This is a genomic window from Streptomyces sp. SCSIO 75703 (assembly GCF_036607905.1).
In the GTDB taxonomy this organism is placed as follows: Bacteria; Actinomycetota; Actinomycetes; order Streptomycetales; family Streptomycetaceae; genus Streptomyces.
Genome location: NZ_CP144555.1, coordinates 2,438,765 through 2,460,086, shown reverse-complemented (window position 1 = coordinate 2,460,086; position 21,322 = coordinate 2,438,765). Strand labels below are relative to the sequence as shown.

Here is a 21,322-nt window from a genome sequence, read left to right as displayed (position 1 = left end):
ATACAAATGATCAACTCCATATACCGCCAAATGTGATCACAGCAGGGTGATCGCGACCCACGCGGCCCACCGGAGGTAGCACAGATGTCCCACGTCGGCGTCGGACCACGCGCGCTCACCCGCTCGGTCGCCTTTCTCACCGCGGGTGTGCTCGCGGTCCCCGCGCTGGCCGGATGCAGCTCCGACGACCGCGCGGGCAAGCCCCTCGCCGGGCAGGACATCGCCCCCGCGGCCCGCTCCCGGATCGCCGACGGCGGCACCCTGCGCTGGGCCGTCGACTCCGTGCCGGAGACCCTCAACGCCTTCCAGGCGGACGCCGACGCGACCACCACGCGGGTCGCCGAGGCCGTGCTGCCCTCGATGTACCGCATGGACGAGGCGGGCCGCCCCGTCCGCGACGCCGACTACCTGGAATCGGCCAAGATCGTCGAGACCGAGCCCCAGCAGGTCGTGCTCTACAAGCTCAACCAGCAGGCCGTCTGGAGCGACGGCCGGGAGATCGGCGCCGCCGACTTCGCCGCCCAGTGGCGGGCCCTGTCCGGCAAGGACAGCGCCTACTGGACCGCCCGCAACGCGGGCTACGACCGCATCGAGAAGATCGAGCGCGGCGCCCACGACCTGGAGGTCAAGGTCACCTTCAGCCGGCCCTACGCCGACTGGAAGTCGCTGTTCACCCCGCTGTACCCGAAGGAGGTCATGGGCACCCCGGACTCCTTCAACGACGGCGCGCGGCGCAAGCTCAAGGTGACCGCGGGGCCGTTCTCCCTCAAGAAGGTCGACGTCCAGGGCGAGGAGGTCGTCCTCGGCCGCAATCCGCGCTGGTGGGGTGCCCAGCCCCGGCTGGACGAGATCGTGCTGCGCGCCGTGCCGCGCGAGGACCGGGTCACCGCGCTCGCCGAGGACACCATCGACCTGGCCGAGATCGACCCGGACGCCGCGCGGCAGGTCTCCGTGGCCGCCGGTCCGCGCGACGCGGGCACCGGGACGCCGCTGATGGGCCCGGACGGCACACCGGCGCCCGGCGCGTCGCCGCTCGCGGGGGCGCCGGGCGTCTCGGCCGCCGAGGCGCTGCGCTCCTGGGCCGTCGCCCACGGGTCCGACGAGGAGGCCGCCGAGGAGGAGGGGGAGGCCCGCGAGAAGCGGCGCGAGGCGCTCGCCGCGCAGGAGACCCGGCAGCGGGCGCTGCGCGGCTTCGAGGTCCGCAAGTCGCTGGAGCCCGCCTACACCCAGCTCGCCCTGAACGGCGCCGACGGCCCCCTCGCCGACGAGCGCGTGCGCCGCGCCGTGGCCCGCGCCCTGGACCGCACCGCGCTGGCCGAGGCGGTGCTCAAGCCGCTGGGCCTGCCCGCGAAGCCGGTGGGCAGCCACCTCGCGCTCGCCGGGCAGTCCGCCTACGCCGACGGCAGCGACGCGCTCGGCAAGCCCGACACCAAGGAGGCCCGCGCGCTCCTCGCGGACGCCGGCTGGGTGCCCGGCGGTCCGGTGGAGCCGGAGAAGAAGGGCGAGAAGGCGGCCGGCGCCGAGGACGGCACGAAGGACGGCAAGGACGCCCCGTCCGGCGAGGACGACGACGGCACGTACATCGTCGGCCAGGACGACCGGAAGAACGGCCGGGACGGCGGGACGGCCGAGGAGGGGAACGGGCGGGACGGCGGCTCCGCCGGCGACGACGGCAAGCGCGCCGACGAGCACCACGAGGGCCGGCACGAGGACCGGGACGGCGGGCAGAACACCGCGCAGGGCGGCGTGCCCGGCGCCTACGCCCCCAAGGGCACCGCGGCCCCGGCCGGCGCCGCCTCGGCCCCGCTCGCCAAGGACGGCAAGGCCCTCACGCTGCGCTTCGTGCTCCCCTCCGGCCCCGGCTCCGAGGCGCTGCGCACGGTCGCCGACCGGATCTCGGCGATGCTGAAGCGGATCGGCGTCGGCACCGAGATCTCCAAGGTCCCGGACGAGAGCTACTTCAAGGACCACATCGCCTCCGGCGAGTACGACCTCGCGCTCTACTCCTGGCCCGCCTCCGCCTTCCCCGCCACCGACGCCCGCCCGATCTACGCCAAGCCCGTCCCCGCCGCCGACGGCTCCCTGAACGTCGCGCAGAACTACACCCGGGTCGGCACCGACCAGGTCGACCAGCTCTTCGACCAGGCCATGACGACGCTGGACGAGAAGGAGGCGGACGCGCTGCTGCGCAAGGCGGACCAGCGGATCTGGGCGGCGGCGGCCTCCATCCCGCTCTACCAGCGCCCCCAGCTCGTGGCCGCCCGCACCGGTCTCGTCAACGCCGGCGCCTTCGGTCTCGCCACCCCCGTCCACCAGGACATGGGCTTCCTGGCGAAGGGCGCGCGGGGCGCCGAGGCGTCGCCCCGGCCGTCCTCCTGAGCGGTTTCGGGCGCCCCGCCCCGTAAAGTCACGTCCCGGCGCCCCGTACCATTGGGTGAGGCCGTGGCGTGCACCGCCCGGCAGGCCCGCGTGACATGGACGTACGCGAGGGCCGTCCTCACACCCTCCGGGAGTACGCCTCATATGGCTGTGTCTGTTACGCGTCACAACATCCGCAATGTCGCCATCGTCGCCCACGTCGATCACGGCAAGACCACCATCGTCGACGGGATGCTCAAGCAGGCCGGTGCCTTCGCCGCGCACCAGCTCGACACCGTGGACGACCGCATGATGGACTCGAACGACCTGGAGCGTGAGAAGGGCATCACGATCCTCGCCAAGAACACCGCGGTGAAGTACCACCCGAAGGACGGCGGGGAGCCCATCACGATCAACATCATCGACACCCCCGGCCACGCCGACTTCGGCGGTGAGGTCGAGCGTGGTCTGTCGATGGTCGACGGCGTGGTCCTGCTCGTCGACTCCTCCGAGGGGCCGCTGCCCCAGACCCGCTTCGTGCTGCGCAAGGCGCTGCAGGCGCGGCTGCCGATCATCCTGTGCATCAACAAGACGGACCGGCCCGACGCCCGCATCGACGAGGTGGTCAACGAGGCGTACGACCTCTTCCTCGACCTGGACGCCGACGAGGAGCAGATCGAGTTCCCGATCGTCTACGCCTGCGGGCGGGACGGCATCGCCTCGCTGACCAAGCCGCAGGACGGCAGCGTGCCGGGCGACTCGGACAGCCTGGAGCCGTTCTTCTCGACGATCCTGTCGCACATCCCGGCCCCGGTCTACGAGGAGGGCGCCCCCCTCCAGGCCCACGTGACCAACCTGGACGCCGACAACTTCCTCGGCCGCATCGCGCTGCTGCGCGTGCACCAGGGCGAGCTGAAGAAGGGCCAGACCGTCGCCTGGATGAAGCGCGACGGGACCGTGCAGAATGTGCGGATCTCCGAGCTGATGATGACCGAGGCGCTCACCCGCAAGCCCGCCGAGAAGGCCGGCCCCGGTGACATCTGCGCGGTCGCCGGCATCCCGGACATCATGATCGGCGAGACCCTGGCCGACGTGGAGAACCCGGTCGCGCTGCCGCTGATCATGGTGGACGAGCCGGCGATCTCCATGACCATCGGCACCAACACCTCCCCGCTGGTCGGCCGCGGCGCCACCGGCAAGGGCGCCGACAACAAGTCGGCCGTCAAGGACCGCAAGGTCACCGCCCGCCAGGTCAAGGACCGCCTCGACCGCGAGCTGATCGGCAACGTGTCGCTGCGCGTGCTGGAGACCGGCCGGCCGGACGCCTGGGAGGTGCAGGGACGCGGCGAGCTGGCCCTCGCGATCCTGGTCGAGCAGATGCGCCGGGAGGGCTTCGAGCTGACCGTCGGCAAGCCCCAGGTGGTCACCAAGGAGGTCGACGGCAAGACGCACGAGCCGGTCGAGCGCCTGACCATCGACGTGCCGGAGGAGCACATGGGCGCGGTCACGCAGCTCATGGGCGTCCGCAAGGGCCGCATGGACAACATGTCCAACCACGGCTCGGGCTGGGTCCGCCTGGAGTTCATCGTGCCCTCCCGCGGCCTGATCGGATTCCGGACCGAGTTCCTGACCCAGACGCGTGGCACGGGCATCGCCCACTCCCTCCACGAGGGCCACGAGCCCTGGTTCGGGGCGCTCAGCACGCGCAGCAACGGCTCCCTCGTCGCGGACCGCGCGGGCGCCGTCACGGCGTTCGCGATGACGAATCTCCAGGAGCGCGGGGTGCTCTTCACCGACCCCGGCACCGAGGTGTACGAGGGCATGATCGTCGGCGAGAACTCGCGCTCCGACGACATGGACGTCAACATCACCAAGGAGAAGAAGCTCACGAACATGCGGTCGTCGACGGCCGACGTGACCGAGTCGATCGTGCCGCCGCGCAAGCTGTCGCTGGAGCAGTCGCTGGAGTTCTGCCGCGACGACGAGTGCGTCGAGGTGACCCCCGAGTCCATTCGCATTCGCAAGGTGAACCTGGACGCCCGCGAGCGCGCCCGCGCCGCCAGCCGCGCCAAGCACGCCTGACGTTCCGTCAGAAGCCTTACCGGGCCCGGCTTCTCCGTCATCATGCGGGGGAGGCGGGCCCCTCGGCGTGCCCGAAAGCCGGCGGAGGGGGTCGCCGGCGGGCGTCCGGGGGGTGCGCGAGGCCGTTCGGATATCGGTGAGCCGACAATCAGGTTTCGAACATGTGAACAAGAGAATATGCCGAGATGACCGATTTGCCGGATGGGGATCTTATCTGTCAAGCGCGCAGAGGTGTCAATCTTTGCAATTTTTGCTCAAAATAAGAACGGTAGGGAGATCCCTGTGTCATTCGCCCTTGACGCGCGTTGACTCGTTTGGCGAAAGTTCCCCCAAACCGCAGAACCCGCCGGTATCTGCGCTGCGCTCGATTCTCCATCCCCCGGGGGAAGAAGACACATGACCAGTCCAACCAAGGCCGAGGGCTCAGGGGCCACGGTCGCCTTGGACCCTGAACTCGTGGTGACCGCCGAGGCCGCCGAGGGGCCGAAGCAGCCTGAGGGCCGTTCCCCCGGCCAGTTGATGTGGCAGCGCTTCAGGCGCGACCGTACCGGAGTCGTCTCCGCGTGCGTAGTGATTTTCTTCTTCCTCGTCGCCGCGCTGGCCCCGCTCATCGCGAAGCTGTACGGCAAGAACCCGTACACCCTGTACGCGCAGGAGCCGGACTACCCGTTCCTGCTGGACGACTTCGCCATGCCGACCGGTTCCTTCGGTGGCATGTCGGGCGAGTTCTGGTTCGGCGTGGAGCCCAAGCTGGGGCGCGACGTGTTCACCATGCTGGTGTACGGCATGCGGACCTCGCTCTACATCGCGGTGGCCCTCACTGTGCTCTGCGTGACCACCGGCGTGATCATCGGCCTGATCGGCGGCTACTTCGGCGGCCGGGTCGACTACTGGGTGGGCCGGGTCACGGACTTCTTCCTGGCCTTCCCGCAGCAGCTCTTCTTCATCGCCTTCATGCCCGTCGTGACCGCGATGTTCGTCTCTCCGCAGGACGAGACCCCGACCTACCTCCGGGCCATAGCGATCATCCTCGTGATGTGGTTCCTCGGCTGGATGGGTCTGGCCCGCCTGGTGCGCAGCTCCGTGCTGTCGCTGGCGGACCGGGAGTTCGTGGAGGCGGCGAAGGTGTCCGGAGCCTCTCCCTGGCGCATCGTGCGCAAGGAGATCCTGCCGAACATCGTCACGCCGATCCTGGTGCAGGCCACCTACATCCTGCCGAGCACGATCCTCTCCATCGCCTTCCTCTCGTACATCGGTGTCGGCTTCGTCGAGCCGACACCGGACTGGGGCCGCATGTTCAAGATCGGCACCGACGTGTACGAGCAGGACCCGATGTTCCTGCTCTTCCCGGGCGCGGCGCTGGTGATCTTCGTACTCGCCTTCAACCTTCTCGGCGACTCCGTCCGAGACGCATTCGACCCCAAGACCGGACGCTGACCGTCCATTGGTGGGTGGGGGCGCTGCCGCCCCGGGCCGGTCGGCCGGCCCGCCAGGCAGCACTCGTGGACAACTATCGACAGGTAGGTGCATCGGCATCATGAAGCCCATCAGAACGCGCACCGTGCGCGCCATAGCCGTGGCCATCGCGGCCGGTTCGCTCGTGCTCACCGGCTGCTCCAGCGGCAACGACGGCGGTGGGAGCAAGGGCAAGGGCGACGCGAAGTCCCAGACGGACGCCGCCGAGCAGCAGGACCCTGTCTCCTACGGTGACGCCGCCGCCTCCACCGGCCCCGCCAAGGAGGTGCCCGGGGCGAAGCCCGGCGGCGTCATCAACGTCTACCAGCAGTCCGACCTGACCCACATGGACCCGGGCCAGATCTACGTCAGTGACGCCAAGCAGTTCTCCAACCTGGTGCACCGCGGCCTGACGCACTTCCAGGAGGACGACAAGGGCAACCTGACCGTCGTCGGCGACATCGCCACCGACTCCGGCCAGTCGTCCGACGGCGGCAAGACCTGGACGTACAAGCTCAAGGACGGCATCAAGGACGAGGATGGCAACGCCATCACCTCGGCCGACGTCCGCCACTCCATCGAGCGCCTGTACTCCAAGGTCATCTTCGACGGTCCGACCTTCGTCCAGTCCTGGCTCTCGGGCAACGACTACCGCAAGGCGCTGCCGGACGGCCCCTACAAGGGCAAGCACCTGCCGGACTCCGTCCTGGAGACCCCGGACGACAAGACGATCGTCTTCCACTTCGACCAGCCGCGTCCGGACCTGCCGCAGGCCCTGACCATGCCCGGCTACTCCATCGTGCCCGAGAAGCAGGACACGAAGGAGAAGTACGACCACGCCCCGAAGGCGCTCGGCCCGTACAAGATCGCCGAGTACAAGGCGGGCAAGTCCATCAAGCTGGTCAAGAACGACCAGTGGGACGAGAAGACGGACCCGGTCCGCCACCAGTACGTCGACGGCTTCAACTTCAGCAACACCATCGACGCCGCCAGCCAGACCAAGCGTCTCCTCGCAGACCAGGGCGAGGCCAAGAACGCCATCCAGTTCACCGACTCGGTGGACCCGGCGCAGCTCTCCACGGTCATCAACGACGCGAGCGCCAAGAAGCGCACCATCCACGGCTACCAGCCGTACGTGTGGCAGATGACCTTCAACCTGGACCGGCTGAAGGACAAGAAGGTCCGCGACGCGATCACCTACGCGCTCCCGAACCAGTCCATGGTCCAGGCGGACGGCGGTCGTTACGGCGGTGAGGTCGCCGGCGGTCTGCTCGCCCCGACCCTGCCCGGCTTCGACCCCGAGTACGACCCCTTCGGCAAGCTGAAGAAGCCCAACGGCGACCCCGCGAAGGCCAAGGAGCTGCTGAAGGAGGCGGGCGTCAAGGAGGGCACGAAGCTCACCTACGCCTACTCCAACACGCCGCGCGGCCAGGCCCAGATGCTCCTCATCAAGGACGCGCTGAACAAGGTCGGCTTCGACGTCCAGGCCAAGGAGATCGACCGCGCCAGCTTCTACGAGCAGGTCGGCAAGCTCGACAACCCGTACGACATCTACATGACCGGCTGGGGCCAGGACTGGCCGTCGCCGTCCACGGTCATCACCCCGGTCTACGACGGTGAACTCGTCGCCGACGGCGCGTCGAACTACTCGCACATCAACGACGCCGAGGTCAACGACCTGATCAAGAAGGCGCTGAACCAGGAGCCGGAGGAGGCCGCCAAGACCTGGGAGAAGGCCCACCACCGGATCGTCGAGGAGATCAACCCGGCCGCCCCGGTCTACTACTCGAAGCAGATCCAGCTCTACGGTTCGAACATCGGCGGTGCCCGGTACAGCACGGAGTCGAGCTACATCGACATCAACAACCTGTACCTGAAGCAGCCGTAAGCCGTCAGTTCGGCTGACCGCGGGGGTGTGCGCCAGGCGGAGCACACCCCCGCGGACGGTACCCCCTCCTTGCCGCCGCGTTTCGAAGAGAGCATCCACCCGCCATGCTTCAGTTCCTCATCCGCAGGCTGATCGGCGCCGTCGTCATCATGTTCCTGATCGGCGCCTTCACGTTCTTCCTGTTCTATACGATCCCGCAGGACTTCGCTGCGCTGTCCTGCGGCAAGAACTGCTCCCCCGAGAACCTCGCCGTGATCCGCGAGAACCTGGGGCTCGACAAGCCCATCACCACCCAGTTCTGGGAGTTCATGACGGGCATCGTGTCTGGGCGCGACTTCCCCCAGGGGCACTGCTCCGCCCCGTGCCTGGGTGTCTCCTTCAACAGCGGCAACTTCGTCTGGGACTCCATCGTCGACCGCTTCCCGCTGACGCTGTCGCTCACCGTCGGCGGTCTGGTCATCTTCCTCGTCGTGGGTCTCGGATCCGGCATGCTCGCCGCCTGGAAGCGCGGCACCGTCGTCGACAAGATGGTCAGCGGCGCCTCGATCGTCCTCAGCTCGTTCCAGATCTACCTGCTCGGCCCGATCGCGCTCGGCATCTTCGTCTACAGCACCGGTCTGCTGGAGAACCCGAAGTACCACCCGTTCACCGAGAACCCGGCCACCTGGGCCGTCGGACTGCTCATCCCCTGGGCCGTGATGGCGACCATCTTCACCGCCCAGTACACGCGTATGTCGCGCTCGACCATGATCGAGCAGCTCCAGGAGGAGCACGTCCGCACCGCGCGCGCCAAGGGCATGTCGCAGCGGTACGTGTTCTTCCGCTACGCCTGGCGAGGCTCGCTCATCCCGATCGTCACCATCATCGGCATGGACCTCAGCGCCCTGCTGGCCGGCGCGGTGGTCACGGAGTTCACCTTCGACCTGCCCGGTCTGGGACGTCTCGCGGTCGACTCCTCACTCGACAAGGACCTGCCGCTGACGATGGGCATCATGCTGTTCGGAGCCTTCTTCATCCTGCTCCTGAACATCATCGTCGACCTCGCCTACGCATACATCGACCCGCGCGTGCGGCTCAGCTAGGAGAAACCACCGTGACCACTCTGACCAAGACCGAAGGCGCGACGGCCCCGACCGGGCCCGAAGCCTTCCTCTCGGTCCGCGACCTGCGGGTGCGGTTCTCCACCGAGGACGGCATCGTCAAGGCGGTCGACGGGCTGTCCTTCGACGTCGAGCGCGGCAAGACCCTGGGGATCGTCGGCGAGTCCGGCTCCGGCAAGTCCGTGACCAACCTGACCATCCTCGGCCTGCACAACCCCAAGACCTCCACGGTCGAGGGCGAGATCGTCCTCGACGGGCAGGAACTGGTCACCGCCGGCGAGAAGGAGATGGAGAAGCTCCGCGGCAACAAAGTCGCGATGATCTTCCAGGACCCGCTGACGGCGCTCTCGCCGTACTACACGGTGGGCCGGCAGATCGCCGAGCCGTACATGAAGCACACCGGCGCCTCCAAGAAGGAGGCGCGGGCGCGGGCGATCGAGATGCTGACCAAGGTCGGCATCCCCCAGCCCAAGACCCGGGTCGACGACTACCCGCACCAGTTCTCCGGCGGTATGCGCCAGCGCGCCATGATCGCCATGGCGCTGGTCTGCGACCCCGACCTGCTCATCGCGGACGAGCCGACCACCGCCCTGGACGTGACCGTCCAGGCCCAGATCCTCGACCTGCTCAAGGAACTCCAGCAGGAGTTCGGCTCCGCCATCGTCTTCATCACCCACGACCTCGGCGTCATCTCCGACATGGCCGACGACCTCCTGGTGATGTACTCGGGCCGGGCCGTGGAGCGCGGCGGCGTCCGCGAGGTGCTGCGCGAGCCCCGCCACCCCTACACCTGGGGCCTGCTCAGCTCGATGCCCCGGCTCGGCGGCGACACCGCGCAGGCGCTGAACCCGATCCCGGGCTCGCCCCCCAGCCTGCTCAACCCGCCCTCCGGCTGCGCCTTCCACCCGCGCTGCGCCTTCACCGCCGAGGTGGGCGGCGACCGCTGCCGCACCGAGCGCCCCGCGCTGGCCGACGGCCGGGCCGCCGCCTGCCACCTGACGGCCGACCAGAAGCAGCGCATCTTCATCGACACGATCCAGCCCCGGCTGCGCTAGGGAGATCCGAGACATGAGCGACAACCTCACCCTCCCCGCACAGCAGAGCCCCGCCGGCGCCTCGGCCGAACCGCTCCTGACCGTCGAGGGCCTGACCAAGCACTTCCCCATCTACGGGGGCTTCCCGATCAAGCGGAAGGTCGGCGCCGTCCAGGCCGTCGACAAGGTCGACCTGACCGTCGGCGCCGGTGAGAGCGTCGGCCTGGTGGGTGAGTCGGGCTGCGGGAAGTCGACCACGGGCCGGCTCATCACCCGGCTCCTGGAGCCGACCGGCGGCAAGATCACCTACGCCGGGCACGACATCACGCACGCCTCCCGGCGCGAGCTGGCCCCGATGCGGTCCGAGATCCAGATGATCTTCCAGGACCCGTACTCGTCGCTGAACCCGCGCCAGACCGTCGGCACCATCATCCGCTCGCCGATGGAGGTCAACGGGATCGACCCGGCCGGCGGCCGGGAGAAGCGGGTCCGCGAACTGCTGGAGCTGGTCGGCCTCAACCCCGAGCACTACAACCGCTTCCCGCACGAGTTCTCCGGCGGCCAGCGCCAGCGCATCGGCGTCGCCCGCGCGCTCGCGCTCAACCCGAAGCTCATCGTGGCCGACGAGCCGGTCTCCGCCCTGGACGTGTCCATCCAGGCGCAGGTGGTCAACCTGCTCCAGAAGGTCCAGCAGGAGATGGGCATCGCCTTCCTGTTCATCGCCCACGACCTCGCGGTGGTCCGCCACTTCTCGCAGCGCGTCGCGGTGATGTACCTCGGCAAGGTGGTCGAGGTCGGCGACCGCGACTCCATCTACAACCGGCCCCGCCACCCCTACACGCACGCCCTGCTGTCGGCCGTGCCCGAGGTGGCCATGGACGACGAGCCCGACGACCGCGAGCGCATCCGCCTCGCCGGCGACGTGCCCTCGCCGATCATGCCGCCCTCGGGCTGCCGGTTCCGCACCCGCTGCTGGAAGGCGCAGGACAAGTGCGCCACGGAGGAGCCGCCGCTGGTGCGCCTCTCCGACAGCCGCGAGGGCCACCTGACCGCGTGCCACTTCCCCGAGGACCCCACCACGGAGGCCCGGGACGAGGACATCGTGCTGGACCCGGGCCTGAAGGCCCTGGAGAGCGAGAACGCCGCCACGGACTGACCGGTCCGGCCTCCGCGCGGCGCACCCCCGGAACCGGGGCGGGAGCACGTCTCCCGCCCCGGTTCCGTCGTCCGCGCCACCCGCGTGCTCCCCCCACCCGTACGGACGGGTGAAAGTGCGTTACCTCCCGCTTCGCCCGATAGTGGCCGGTAACGACTCAGGGCACGAGGAGGCACTTCATGCGCGGAGCCACACACGCCACATGGGCCGCGGGCGCGGCGGCGGTAGCCCTGGCGGTGACGGCCTGCGGAGGCGGCGGGGGCAGCGGCGACGGCGGCGCGGTGCTCAGCTCCTCCTGGGGCGACCCGCAGAACCCGCTGGAGCCGGCCAACACCAACGAGGTGCAGGGCGGCAAGGTCCTCGACATGATCTTCCGGCAGCTCAAGCAGTACGACCCGGACACAGGCGAGGCCAAGGACATGCTCGCCGAGAAGATCGAGACCTCGGACTCGCAGAACTTCACCATCACCGTCAAGGACGGCTGGACCTTCAGCAACGGCGAGAAGGTCACCGCCCAGTCCTTCGTGGACGCCTGGAACTACGGCGCCAGCCTGAAGAACAACCAGCGCAACGCGTACTTCTTCGCGTACATCGACGGCTACGACAAGGTGCACCCCGAGGACGGCAGCGCGCAGAGCGCCGACACCCTCTCGGGGCTGAAGGTCACCGGGCCCCGCACCTTCACCGTGAAGCTCGGGCAGAAGTTCTCCACGTTCCCCGACACCCTCGGCTACCCGGCCTTCGCGCCGCTGCCCCGGGCGTTCTTCGACGACCACGCCGGCTGGCTGAAGAAGCCCGTCGGCAACGGCCCGTACATGGTGGACACCTACACGCGCGGCTCCCAGATGTCGCTGCGCAAGTGGGACGACTACCCCGGCGCCGACAAGGCGCGCAACGGCGGTGTCGACCTCAAGGTGTACACCGACAACAACACCGCCTACACCGATCTGATGGCCGGCAACCTCGACCTCGTCGACGACGTCCCCGCCGCCCAGCTCAAGAACGTCAAGAAGGACCTCGGCGACCGGTACATCAACACCCCGGCCGGCATCATCCAGACCCTCGCCTTCCCCTTCTACGACGATGCCTGGAACAAGCCCGGCTCCGAGAAGGTCCGCAAGGGCCTGTCCATGGCGATCGACCGCAAGCAGATCACCGACACCATCTTCCAGCAGACCCGCACCCCGGCCACCGACTGGACCTCCCCGGTCCTCGGCGCGGACGGCGGCTACAAGGCGGGACTCTGCGGCGACGCCTGCGCGTACAAGCCCGACGAGGCCAAGAAGCTCATCCAGGAGGGCGGCGGCCTGCCCGGCGGCCAGGTGAAGATCACGTACAACGCCGACACCGGCTCCCACAAGCAGTGGGTCGACGCGGTCTGCAACTCCATCAACAACGCCCTGGGCAACGACCGCGCCTGCGTCGGCAACCCGGTCGGCACCTTCGCCGACTTCCGCAACCAGATCACCGACCAGAAGATGAGCGGTCCCTTCCGCGCCGGCTGGCAGATGGACTACCCGCTCATCCAGAACTTCCTCCAGCCGCTCTACTACACCAACGCCTCCTCCAACGACGGCAAGTGGTCCAACAAGCAGTTCGACAGCCTCGTCGACAAGGCCAACGGCGAGACCGACACCGCCACCGCCGTCAAGACCTTCCAGCAGGCCGAGGAGGTCCTGCGCGACAACATGGGCGCCATCCCGCTCTGGTACCAGAACGGCAGCGCCGGCTACTCCGACCGCCTCTCCGACGTCAAGCTCAACCCCTTCAGCGTCCCGGTATACAACGAGATCAAGGTCGGTTAGGGGGCGCCATGGGACGGTACGTCGTCCGGCGGCTGCTCCAGATGATCCCGGTCTTCATCGGGGCCACGCTGCTCATCTTCCTCATGGTCAACGTCATGGGCGACCCCATCGCGGGCCTGTGCGGCGACCGGCAGTGCGATCCGGCGACGGCCGCCCAGCTCCGGCGGGAGTTCGGCCTCGACCAGCCCGTGTGGCGGCAGTACGCGACCTACATGGGCAACGTGTTCACCGGCGACTTCGGCACCGCCTTCAACGGCCAGCCGGTCACCGAGCTGATGGGCACCGCCTTCCCGGTCACCATCCGGCTCACCCTCGTCGCCATCCTCTTCGAGATCGTCGTCGGCATCGTCCTCGGCGTGGTCACCGGACTGCGCCGGGGCCGCCCCGTCGACACCGGGGTGCTGCTGCTCACCCTCGTCGTGATCTCCGTGCCCACCTTCGTCACCGGCCTGCTGCTCCAGTTGCTGCTCGGCGTCAAGTGGGGCTGGATCGACCCGGCCGTCTCCACCGCGGCCCCCTTCGCCGAGCTGATCGTGCCCGGCCTGGTCCTCGCCTCGGTCTCCCTCGCCTACGTGACCCGGCTGACCCGCACCTCCATCGCCGAGAACCGCCGCTCCGACTACGTGCGCACGGCCCTCGCCAAGGGCCTGCCGCGCCACCGGGTCATCACCCGGCACCTGCTGCGCAACTCCCTCATCCCCGTCGTCACCTTCATCGGCACCGACATCGGGGCCCTGATGGGCGGCGCCATCGTCACCGAGCGGATCTTCAACATCCACGGCGTCGGCTACCAGCTCTACCAGGGCATCCTGCGCCAGAACACCCAGACCGTGGTCGGCTTCGTCACCGTGCTCGTCCTGGTCTTCCTGATCGCCAACCTCGTCGTCGACCTCCTGTACGCCGTACTCGACCCGAGGATCCGCTATGCCTGAGCAGCCCTACGAGCCCGAGCGCGCCATCGCCGGCACCGGCATGGGCGGACAGATGGACCTCGGCGCCAGCGAGGCCGCCACCCTGGAGAAACCCCCCGGCCCCGACGGCACCGGCCCCGAGGAGAAGCCCCGCAGCCTCTGGTCCGATGCCTGGCACGACCTGCGGCGCAACCCCGTCTTCCTGGTCTCCGCGCTGGTCATCCTCTTCCTGATCGTCATCTCCCTGTGGCCCTCCCTGATCGCCTCCGGCAGCCCCCTCAAGTGCGACCTGGCCAAGGCCCAGGAGGGCTCCCAGCCCGGCCACCCCTTCGGCTTCGACGGCCAGGGCTGCGACGTCTACACCCGCACCGTCTACGGCGCCCGCACCTCGGTGGCGGTCGGCGTCCTCGCCACCCTCGGCGTCGCCCTCCTCGGCAGCGTCTTTGGCGGGCTCGCCGGCTACTTCGGCGGGGCCGGGGACGCCGTACTGTCCCGGATCACCGACGTGTTCTTCGCCATCCCGGTCGTCCTCGGCGGGCTCGTGCTGCTCTCCGTCATCACCAGCAACACCGTCTGGCCGGTGATCGGCTTCATCGTCCTGCTCGGCTGGCCGCAGATCTCCCGCATCGCCCGCGGCTCCGTCATCACCGCCAAGCAGAACGACTACGTCCAGGCCGCCCGCGCCCTCGGCGCCTCCCACACCCGGCTCCTGCTGCGCCACATCGCGCCCAACGCGATCGCCCCCGTCATCGTCGTGGCGACCATCGCGCTCGGCACCTACATCTCCCTGGAGGCCACCCTGTCCTTCCTCGGCGTCGGACTGAAGCCGCCCAGCGTCTCCTGGGGCATCGACATCTCCGCGGCCTCCCCCTACATCCGCAACGCCCCGCACGCGCTGCTGTGGCCCTCCGGCGCCCTGGCGGTCACCGTCCTCGCGTTCATCATGCTCGGCGACGCGGTGCGCGACGCCCTCGACCCGAAGCTGAGGTGAGCCCCGCCATGCTGCTCGAAGTGCGCGACCTGCACGTGGAGTTCCGCACCCGGGACGGGGTCGCCAAGGCCGTCAACGGGGTCGGCTACGGCGTCGACGCGGGGGAGACCCTGGCCGTGCTCGGCGAGTCCGGCTCCGGAAAGTCCGTCACCGCCCAGACCGTCATGGGCATCCTCGACACCCCGCCCGGCAAGGTCACCGGCGGGCAGATCCTCTTCGAGGGCAGGGACCTGCTGACCATGAAGGAGGAGGAGCGCCGCAAGGTGCGCGGCGCCGAGATGGCGATGATCTTCCAGGACGCGCTGTCCTCCCTCAACCCCGTGCTCACCGTCGGCGACCAGCTCGGCGAGATGTTCACCGTGCACCGCGGCATGTCCCGCAAGGACGCCCGCGCCAAGGCGGTCGAGCTGATGGACCGGGTGCGCATCCCGGGCGCCCGGGAGCGGGTGCGGCAGTACCCGCACCAGTTCTCCGGCGGCATGCGCCAGCGCATCATGATCGCGATGGCGATCGCCCTGGAGCCCAAGCTGATCATCGCCGACGAGCCGACCACCGCCCTGGACGTCACCGTCCAGGCCCAGGTGATGGACCTGCTCGCGGAGCTGCGGCGCGAGTACCGCATGGGGCTGATCCTCATCACCCACGACCTCGGCGTGGTCGCCGACGTGGCCGACAAGATCGCCGTGATGTACGCCGGGCGGATCGTGGAGACCGCCTCCGTGCACGACATCTACAAGGCCCCGGCCCACCCGTACACCCGGGGCCTGCTCGACTCCATCCCGCGTCTGGACCAGAAAGGCCGGCAGCTCTACGCCATCAAGGGCCTGCCGCCCAACCTCACCCGCATCCCTGCCGGCTGCGCCTTCCACCCCCGCTGCCCCATGGCGCGGGACGTCTGCCGCACCGACGTGCCCCCGCTGTACGAGGTGACCGGCGCGCCGGCCGAGCGGGGCAGCGCCTGCCACTTCTGGAGGGAGTGCCTGCATGGCTGAGCCGATCCTGGAGGTGCGCGGGCTGGTCAAGCACTACCCGCTCACCACCGGCATCCTCTTCAAGAAGCAGGTCGGCGCGGTGAAGGCCGTCGACGGGGTCGACTTCCACCTGGACCGGGGCGAGACCCTCGGCATCGTCGGCGAGTCCGGCTGCGGCAAGTCCACGGTCGCCAGGATGCTGGTGAACCTCGAACGCCCCACGGCCGGGGAGATCCGCTACAAGGGCGAGGACATCACCCGGCTCTCCGGCCGCGCGCTCAAGGCCGTGCGCCGCAACATCCAGATGGTCTTCCAGGACCCCTACACCTCCCTCAACCCGCGCATGACGGTCGGCGACATCATCGGGGAGGCGTACGAGATCCACCCGGAGGCGGCGCCCAAGGGGGACCGCCGGGCGCGGGTGCGGGACCTGCTGGACGTGGTCGGCCTCAACCCCGAGTACATCAACCGCTACCCCCACCAGTTCTCCGGAGGCCAGCGCCAGCGCATCGGCATCGCGCGCGGGCTCGCCCTGCGCCCCGAGATCATCGTCGCGGACGAACCGGTCTCCGCCCTCGACGTCTCCGTGCAGGCGCAGGTGATCAACCTGATGGGCCGGCTCCAGGACGAGTTCGACCTGTCCTACCTCTTCATCGCCCACGACCTGTCGATCGTGCGGCACATCTCCGACCGGGTCGGCGTGATGTACCTCGGCCGCATCGTGGAGACCGGCCGCGACGCGGAGATCTACGACCACCCCACGCACCCCTACACGCAGGCGCTGCTGTCGGCCGTGCCGGTGCCCGACCCGGACGCCCGGGAGCGCCGCGAGCGGATCATCCTGGCGGGCGACGTGCCCTCGCCGACGAACATCCCCTCGGGCTGCCGGTTCCGCACCCGCTGCTGGAAGGCGCGAGAGCGCTGCGCGCTGGAGGTGCCGGCGCTGGCGGTGCCCGCCGAGTTCCGGTACGCGGCCGGGCCCGCGGCGCACGACTCGGCGTGCCACTTCGCGGAGGAGAAACGGGTGGTGCCGCCGGCGGACGAGGGGCCTTCCGCCGCGGGCGGCGCGGAGGGCCGGGGCGGCGGGGACGAGGGCGACGCGGAGGGCCGGGGCGACGGCGGGGCGTCCGGCGTGGCGGGGGGCCCTGGCCCCGGTGGCCCGCGGCGGCGCGGGGCACACCGGGAGGACGGCGGGGACGGCGGGGAGGGCGGGAGCGGCGGCGACGGGGCGGGCGGCGGCTGAGGGCGTCACGGAGGGGGCGGAGCGGGCCCGCGGGGCCGCCACGGCGGCGGGCCCGGGGGCCAAGGCACGCCCGGGTCCGCCGAAGGCCGCTTTACGGCGTACCGCCGCCCCGCCGGGCGTGTCGTGACCCGCCCGGCGGCACCCGGCGCCCCCTGACCGCCGCCCCGCCGGTCGCCGACCCGCCCGGCCGGGTCCGGCCGCGTCCGCGCCGGGGCGGCCGACACACCGTCAGTCCCGTGCCGCGGGACCCCCGGAGCCGGCCAGCGAGCGCTTCAGGAAGTCCGCCTGGAGCAGCAGCAGGTTCTCGGCGACCTCCTCCTGCGGGGTCATGTGCGTCACCCCGGACAGGGGCAGCACCTCGTGCGGGCGTCCGGCGGCCAGCAGGGCGGAGGACAGGCGCAGCGAGTGGGCGACCACCACGTTGTCGTCGGCCAGCCCGTGGATGATCATCATGGGCCGGTGCGGCCCGGCCGCGTCGACCAGCCCCGCGTCGTCGACGAGCGAGTTGCGGCGGTACACCTCCGGACGCTCGCCCGGATCCCCGAGGTAGCGCTCCTGGTAGTGCGTGTCGTACAGGCGCAGGTCCGTCACCGGGGCGCCCACCACGGCGGCGTGGAAGACGTCCGGGCGGCGCAGCACCGCCAGCGCCGCGAGGTAGCCGCCGAAGGACCAGCCGCGCACGGCGACCCGCGTGAGGTCGAGCGGGAACCGTCCGGCGAGCGCCTGGAGCGCGTCGACCTGGTCCTGGAGCACGACGGCGGCCAGCTCGTCCCTGACGGCCTTCTCCCAGGCGGGGGAGCGGCCCGGAGTGCCCCGCCCGTCGGCGACGACCACCGCGAAGCCCTGGTCGGCGAACCACTGCGAGGTCAGGTGGGCGTTGTGGGCGGCGGTCACCCGCTGGCCGTGCGGACCTCCGTAGGGGTCCATCAGGACGGGGAGAAGGGCGTCTCCGTGGTAGTCCGTAGGCATAAGCACGGCGCACGGGACGCTGCGTGCGCCCCCCTGGGTGAGCGTCACGCGCGGGGAGAAACCGGGACGTTCCGCATGGGAGGCGATCGTCGCGACGGGCTCTCCGTCGCGCAGCACCCGCGCCGTCGTCCCGGGCCGGTCCAGGGTCGCCGAGACGAGCACGCTCACCTCGCCCGCGCGTACGGCGGTGTGCACGCCCGGTTCCCGCGAGACGCGCTCCATGCCCAGTTCGTTGACCCGGTGCACATGTACCTCGCCGGTTTCCGGGTCGGCCGCGTCCGCGCCGGCGGAGGCCGACACCAGCACGTCCCGCCCGCCCACGTCCAGCACCGCGCGCAGGTGCAACTGCGAACCGGTCAGCGGTCGTTCGCCCACGGCGAGGACCCGCGCCCCGCCCTCGTCGGCGATCCGGACGAGCTGTCCCGACGGGCTCCAGCACGGCACGCCGGGGAAAAGTTCCAGCCAATCCGGATCCTCGTCCGCGTGCACCATCCGGGTCGCCCCCGAGGCGGTGTCCACGGCCAGGATCACCTGCCCGCGCTGGTCGCGCGCCTGCACGAGCAGCAGCGGCGCACCCGCCGCCGACCAGTGCACTCGCGCCAGGTACGGGTAGCGCGCCCGGTCCCACAGGACCTCCGTGCGCTCCCCGTCCAGGCCGATCAGGAAGAGCCGCACGTCCGCGTTGGGGGTGCCCGCCGCCGGGTACGCCACCTGCTGCGGAGCGCGGTCGGGACGGGCCGGGTCGGAGATCCACCAGCGCCGCACGGGGCTCTCGTCCACCCGCGCCACCAGCAGCCGGTCCGACTCCGGGGACCACCAGAAGCCCCGGCTGCGGCTCATCTCCTCGGCCGCGACGAACTCGGCGAGCCCGAACGTGACGCCCTCGCCGTCCGGTTCGGCCAGCGCCCGGTCGCCCTCGCCCTCGGCGCCCACCACCCGCAGCGCGCCCCGGGCGACGTAGGCGATGTGCCGCCCGTCGGGGGCGGGGCGGGGGTCGACCACCGGGGAGGGAGTGCGCAGCTCACGGGCGGTGCCGGCGCGCAGCTCGGCGGTGAACAGCCGCCCGGACAGGGCGAACGCGGCCAGTTCCACGGCCCCGTCGGTGGCATAGCCGACGATGCCCGCGCCGCCCTCGCGGCTGCGTTCGCGCCGGGCCCGCTCCTCGGGGGAGAGCCGCTCCGCCGCGCCGTGCAGCAGGGCGCCCGGTTCCGCCGCGGGGCGCTCGGTGCCCTCGGCGACGTCGAGGACCCACAGGGCCTGGGAGCGGTCCGTGCCGGAGCCGGAGCGCAGGAAGACGACCCGCGAACCATCGGGTGCCACGGTGAACGCGCGGGGCGTTCCGAGTGTGAACCGCTGGGTGCGGGCGTGCTGTCGGGGGAAGGTGCCGGACTCGGTCGTCATGCCCCGACCATATTGGCCATGCGCCCCCTTGTGCGGCCGTGCGCCGAGCGATGCGCGCGTACGGAAAGTTATGATCACTAGCGCATAGTGGGTATCAACCAGATGCCCGCCGTGTGGATTTATCTGCCCCCATGGTTCCGTCTGTTCGACCCGACCGCGTCCGACCCCCCATGTCCCTGGGTTCTTTGGAGGTGAACCGCCGTGGCACTCTCGATTTCGGCGGTGGTGCTGCTGGCGATCATCGTCTTCCTGCTGATCAAGAAATCAGGACTGAAGGCCGGGCACGCGGTCGTCTGCATGCTGCTCGGCTTCTACCTGGCCTCCTCGACCGTCGCGCCCACGATCAGTGAGCTGACGACGAACATCGCGGGGATGATCGGCAACTTCAAGTTCTGACACCGGACCCCGTCCGGTTGTCCGGCCCCGGGCCGCGAGGGCACCGCAGCGCCCCCGCGGCCCGGGTGCGGGCAGGGCGCCCGCTCCGCTCCGTCCCGCCCGCACCCGCGTACCCCGCCCGGCGCGCGACGAGGGGAGGGCCCCCGCCCGGGGAGGACGCCTCGTAGGCTGGTGCCCATGACGGAACGGCCCTCCCCCGACCTCCCGGCGGGGGCACCCCCGGCCCGCCGCGACCGGCGGCTGCTGCTGGTGCACGCGCACCCGGACGACGAGTCGATCAACAACGGCGTCACCATGGCCCGCTACGCGGCCGAGGGCGCCCACGTGACCCTGGTGACCTGCACCCTGGGCGAGCGGGGCGAGGTCATCCCGCCCGAGTTGGCCCACCTCGGCGGCGCGGCCCTCGGCGAACACCGGCTCGGCGAACTGACCGCCGCGATGCGCGCCCTCGGCGTCGACGACTTCCGGCTCCTGGGCGGACCGGGCCGGTACGCCGATTCCGGGATGATGGGCCTGCCCGACAACGACGACCCCGGCTGCCTCTGGCAGGCCGACGTCGACGAGGCGGCCGGCCTCCTCCTCGACATCGTCCGCGAGGTCCGCCCGCAGGTCCTCGTCACCTACGACCCCGACGGCGGCTACGGCCACCCCGACCACGTGCAGGCCCACCGCGTCGCCATGCGCGCGGCCGAACTCGCCGCCGCGGAAGGCCACGCGATCGCGAAGGTCTACTGGAACCGCGTCCCCCGCTCCACCGCCGAGTCCGCCTTCGCCCGCCTGCGCGAGGAGTTGCCGGGCCTCCCCTTCGCGGAGGCGGCCGGCGTCGGGGACGTGCCCGGCGTCGTCGACGACGAGCGGATCACCACCGAGATCCGCGGCGCGGGCGCCGCCCCGGCCGCCAAGGCCGCCGCGATGCGCGCCCACGCCACCCAGATCGAGGTCGCCGGCGAGTGGTTCGCCCTCTCCAACGGGCTGGCCCAGCCCCTGTTCACCACCGAGTACTACGAACTGGTGCGCGGCGAGCGCACCGGCGACGGCCGCGAGGACGACCTGTTCGCCGGGATCGGGGAGGCACCGTGAGCGAGCGCGACCGCCGCCCCGAACCCGTCCCCGCGCTCGCCCGGCCGCTGCGCCTGCCCTCCGCCGGGCGGGCCCTCCTTCACCTGGGACTCCTCGTCCTCGGCGCGGTCACCGGCGTCGCCGGGGCGCTGGTCCAGCCCGGCTGGTTCCCCGGCGGACTGCTGCTCGCGCTGGCCGCGGAGGCCGGCCTCTGCCTCGGCGCGGCCCGCGCCACCGGCAGCCGGGCGGGGGCCGCGGTGCCCGCCGTGGGCTGGGCGGTCGCCGTCATCCTGCTCACCACCAGCCGCCCGGAGGGCGACTTCCTCTTCGCCGCCGGGGCCGCCTCCTACGTCTTCCTGCTGGGCGGCCTCGTCATCGCTGTGATGTGCGCCACCCTGGCGCCGGTGCGGCAACCGGACCGCGACCCCGCCCGACTTGGCAAGTGACGTACCGGTTCGCCGGGGCACGGCCGTGAGGGTCGGGTGCGGGTTTCCCCAGCGGCC

General features: G+C 70.7%; 16 protein-coding genes. 15 read left to right on the top strand and 1 reads right to left on the bottom strand.

The genetic code is table 11. The features are described from left to right. Window positions 1-84 precede the first annotated feature (84 nt). The 12 genes from VM636_RS10590 (at window position 85) to VM636_RS10535 (ending at window position 16,994) form a co-directional block, all read left to right on the top strand. On the top strand, window positions 85-2,379 hold the full coding sequence (locus tag VM636_RS10590; protein WP_030419051.1) for an ABC transporter family substrate-binding protein: 2,295 nt from the start codon (window positions 85-87) through the stop codon (window positions 2,377-2,379). A 144-nt stretch (window positions 2,380-2,523) separates the two neighbouring features. After that, window positions 2,524-4,440 (top strand): translational GTPase TypA, encoded by a 1,917-nt coding sequence (gene typA, locus VM636_RS10585; RefSeq protein ID WP_030419052.1) that lies wholly within the window; start codon window positions 2,524-2,526, stop codon window positions 4,438-4,440. A gap of 396 nt (window positions 4,441-4,836) precedes the next feature. Continuing rightward, entirely contained in the window at window positions 4,837-5,877 is a 1,041-nt protein-coding gene (locus tag VM636_RS10580) for an ABC transporter permease (protein WP_338484302.1), read from the top strand. A gap of 100 nt (window positions 5,878-5,977) precedes the next feature. Then, entirely contained in the window at window positions 5,978-7,783 is a 1,806-nt protein-coding gene (locus VM636_RS10575; RefSeq protein ID WP_338484301.1) for an ABC transporter substrate-binding protein, read from the top strand. Between the two features lie 104 nt (window positions 7,784-7,887). Next, a complete protein-coding gene (locus tag VM636_RS10570) occupies window positions 7,888-8,865 on the top strand; it encodes an ABC transporter permease (RefSeq protein WP_338484300.1) in 978 nt (325 codons plus the stop codon). An 11-nt stretch (window positions 8,866-8,876) separates the two neighbouring features. Further along, a complete protein-coding gene (locus VM636_RS10565; RefSeq protein WP_030419056.1) occupies window positions 8,877-9,938 on the top strand; it encodes an ABC transporter ATP-binding protein in 1,062 nt (353 codons plus the stop codon). Window positions 9,939-9,951: 13 nt separating this feature from the next. Then, the gene (locus tag VM636_RS10560; protein WP_338484299.1) at window positions 9,952-11,073 is read left to right on the top strand and encodes a dipeptide ABC transporter ATP-binding protein; all 1,122 of its coding nucleotides are present in this window, start codon (window positions 9,952-9,954) and stop codon (window positions 11,071-11,073) included. A gap of 179 nt (window positions 11,074-11,252) precedes the next feature. Continuing rightward, entirely contained in the window at window positions 11,253-12,878 is a 1,626-nt protein-coding gene (locus VM636_RS10555) for an ABC transporter substrate-binding protein (protein WP_338484298.1), read from the top strand. An 8-nt stretch (window positions 12,879-12,886) separates the two neighbouring features. Further along, the gene (locus tag VM636_RS10550) at window positions 12,887-13,810 is read left to right on the top strand and encodes an ABC transporter permease (protein ID WP_030419059.1); all 924 of its coding nucleotides are present in this window, start codon (window positions 12,887-12,889) and stop codon (window positions 13,808-13,810) included. Beyond that, on the top strand, window positions 13,803-14,780 hold the full coding sequence (locus VM636_RS10545) for an ABC transporter permease (RefSeq protein WP_338484297.1): 978 nt from the start codon (window positions 13,803-13,805) through the stop codon (window positions 14,778-14,780). Before VM636_RS10550 ends, VM636_RS10545 begins: the two co-directional genes overlap by 8 nt. 8 nt (window positions 14,781-14,788) lie before the next feature. Beyond that, window positions 14,789-15,772 carry an ABC transporter ATP-binding protein gene (locus VM636_RS10540; protein ID WP_030419061.1) on the top strand — a complete coding sequence of 328 codons (984 nt, stop codon included), beginning with the start codon at window positions 14,789-14,791 and terminating at the stop codon, window positions 15,770-15,772. Beyond that, entirely contained in the window at window positions 15,765-16,994 is a 1,230-nt protein-coding gene (locus VM636_RS10535) for a dipeptide ABC transporter ATP-binding protein (RefSeq protein WP_037857631.1), read from the top strand. The genes VM636_RS10540 and VM636_RS10535 overlap by 8 nt, the downstream gene beginning before the upstream one ends. Before the next feature lie 228 nt (window positions 16,995-17,222). On the opposite strand, the gene VM636_RS10530 is transcribed toward VM636_RS10535, so the two are convergent. Beyond that, window positions 17,223-19,364 carry a prolyl oligopeptidase family serine peptidase gene (locus VM636_RS10530; protein WP_338484296.1) on the bottom strand — a complete coding sequence of 714 codons (2,142 nt, stop codon included), beginning with the start codon at window positions 19,362-19,364 and terminating at the stop codon, window positions 17,223-17,225. A 201-nt stretch (window positions 19,365-19,565) separates the two neighbouring features. Here VM636_RS10530 and VM636_RS10525 point away from each other — a divergent pair, with 201 nt between their 5' ends. The 3 genes from VM636_RS10525 (at window position 19,566) to VM636_RS10515 (ending at window position 21,265) form a co-directional block, all read left to right on the top strand. Then, window positions 19,566-19,760 carry a hypothetical protein gene (locus tag VM636_RS10525; RefSeq protein ID WP_030419064.1) on the top strand — a complete coding sequence of 65 codons (195 nt, stop codon included), beginning with the start codon at window positions 19,566-19,568 and terminating at the stop codon, window positions 19,758-19,760. A gap of 177 nt (window positions 19,761-19,937) precedes the next feature. Further along, window positions 19,938-20,840 (top strand): N-acetyl-1-D-myo-inositol-2-amino-2-deoxy-alpha-D-glucopyranoside deacetylase, encoded by a 903-nt coding sequence (mshB, locus tag VM636_RS10520; RefSeq protein WP_051821224.1) that lies wholly within the window; start codon window positions 19,938-19,940, stop codon window positions 20,838-20,840. Continuing rightward, window positions 20,837-21,265, top strand: coding sequence for a DUF6113 family protein (locus VM636_RS10515; protein ID WP_053914499.1), 429 nt, complete (start codon window positions 20,837-20,839; stop codon window positions 21,263-21,265). Before mshB ends, VM636_RS10515 begins: the two co-directional genes overlap by 4 nt. The last annotated feature ends 57 nt before the right edge of the window (window positions 21,266-21,322 follow it).

Excerpts from the sequence above, each read along its gene's own strand:
- VM636_RS10590 (WP_030419051.1), top strand. The coding sequence starts at position 85 with ATGTCCCACGTCGGCGTCGGACCACGCGCGCTCACCCGCTCGGTCGCC.
- typA (WP_030419052.1), top strand. The coding sequence starts at position 2,524 with ATGGCTGTGTCTGTTACGCGTCACAACATCCGCAATGTCGCCATCGTC.
- VM636_RS10580 (WP_338484302.1), top strand. The coding sequence starts at position 4,837 with ATGACCAGTCCAACCAAGGCCGAGGGCTCAGGGGCCACGGTCGCCTTG.
- VM636_RS10575 (WP_338484301.1), top strand. The coding sequence starts at position 5,978 with ATGAAGCCCATCAGAACGCGCACCGTGCGCGCCATAGCCGTGGCCATC.
- VM636_RS10570 (WP_338484300.1), top strand. The coding sequence starts at position 7,888 with ATGCTTCAGTTCCTCATCCGCAGGCTGATCGGCGCCGTCGTCATCATG.
- VM636_RS10560 (WP_338484299.1), top strand. The coding sequence starts at position 9,952 with ATGAGCGACAACCTCACCCTCCCCGCACAGCAGAGCCCCGCCGGCGCC.
- VM636_RS10555 (WP_338484298.1), top strand. The coding sequence starts at position 11,253 with ATGCGCGGAGCCACACACGCCACATGGGCCGCGGGCGCGGCGGCGGTA.
- VM636_RS10550 (WP_030419059.1), top strand. The coding sequence starts at position 12,887 with ATGGGACGGTACGTCGTCCGGCGGCTGCTCCAGATGATCCCGGTCTTC.
- VM636_RS10545 (WP_338484297.1), top strand. The coding sequence starts at position 13,803 with ATGCCTGAGCAGCCCTACGAGCCCGAGCGCGCCATCGCCGGCACCGGC.
- VM636_RS10540 (WP_030419061.1), top strand. The coding sequence starts at position 14,789 with ATGCTGCTCGAAGTGCGCGACCTGCACGTGGAGTTCCGCACCCGGGAC.
- VM636_RS10535 (WP_037857631.1), top strand. The coding sequence starts at position 15,765 with ATGGCTGAGCCGATCCTGGAGGTGCGCGGGCTGGTCAAGCACTACCCG.
- VM636_RS10530 (WP_338484296.1), bottom strand. The coding sequence starts at position 19,364 with ATGACGACCGAGTCCGGCACCTTCCCCCGACAGCACGCCCGCACCCAG.
- mshB (WP_051821224.1), top strand. The coding sequence starts at position 19,938 with ATGACGGAACGGCCCTCCCCCGACCTCCCGGCGGGGGCACCCCCGGCC.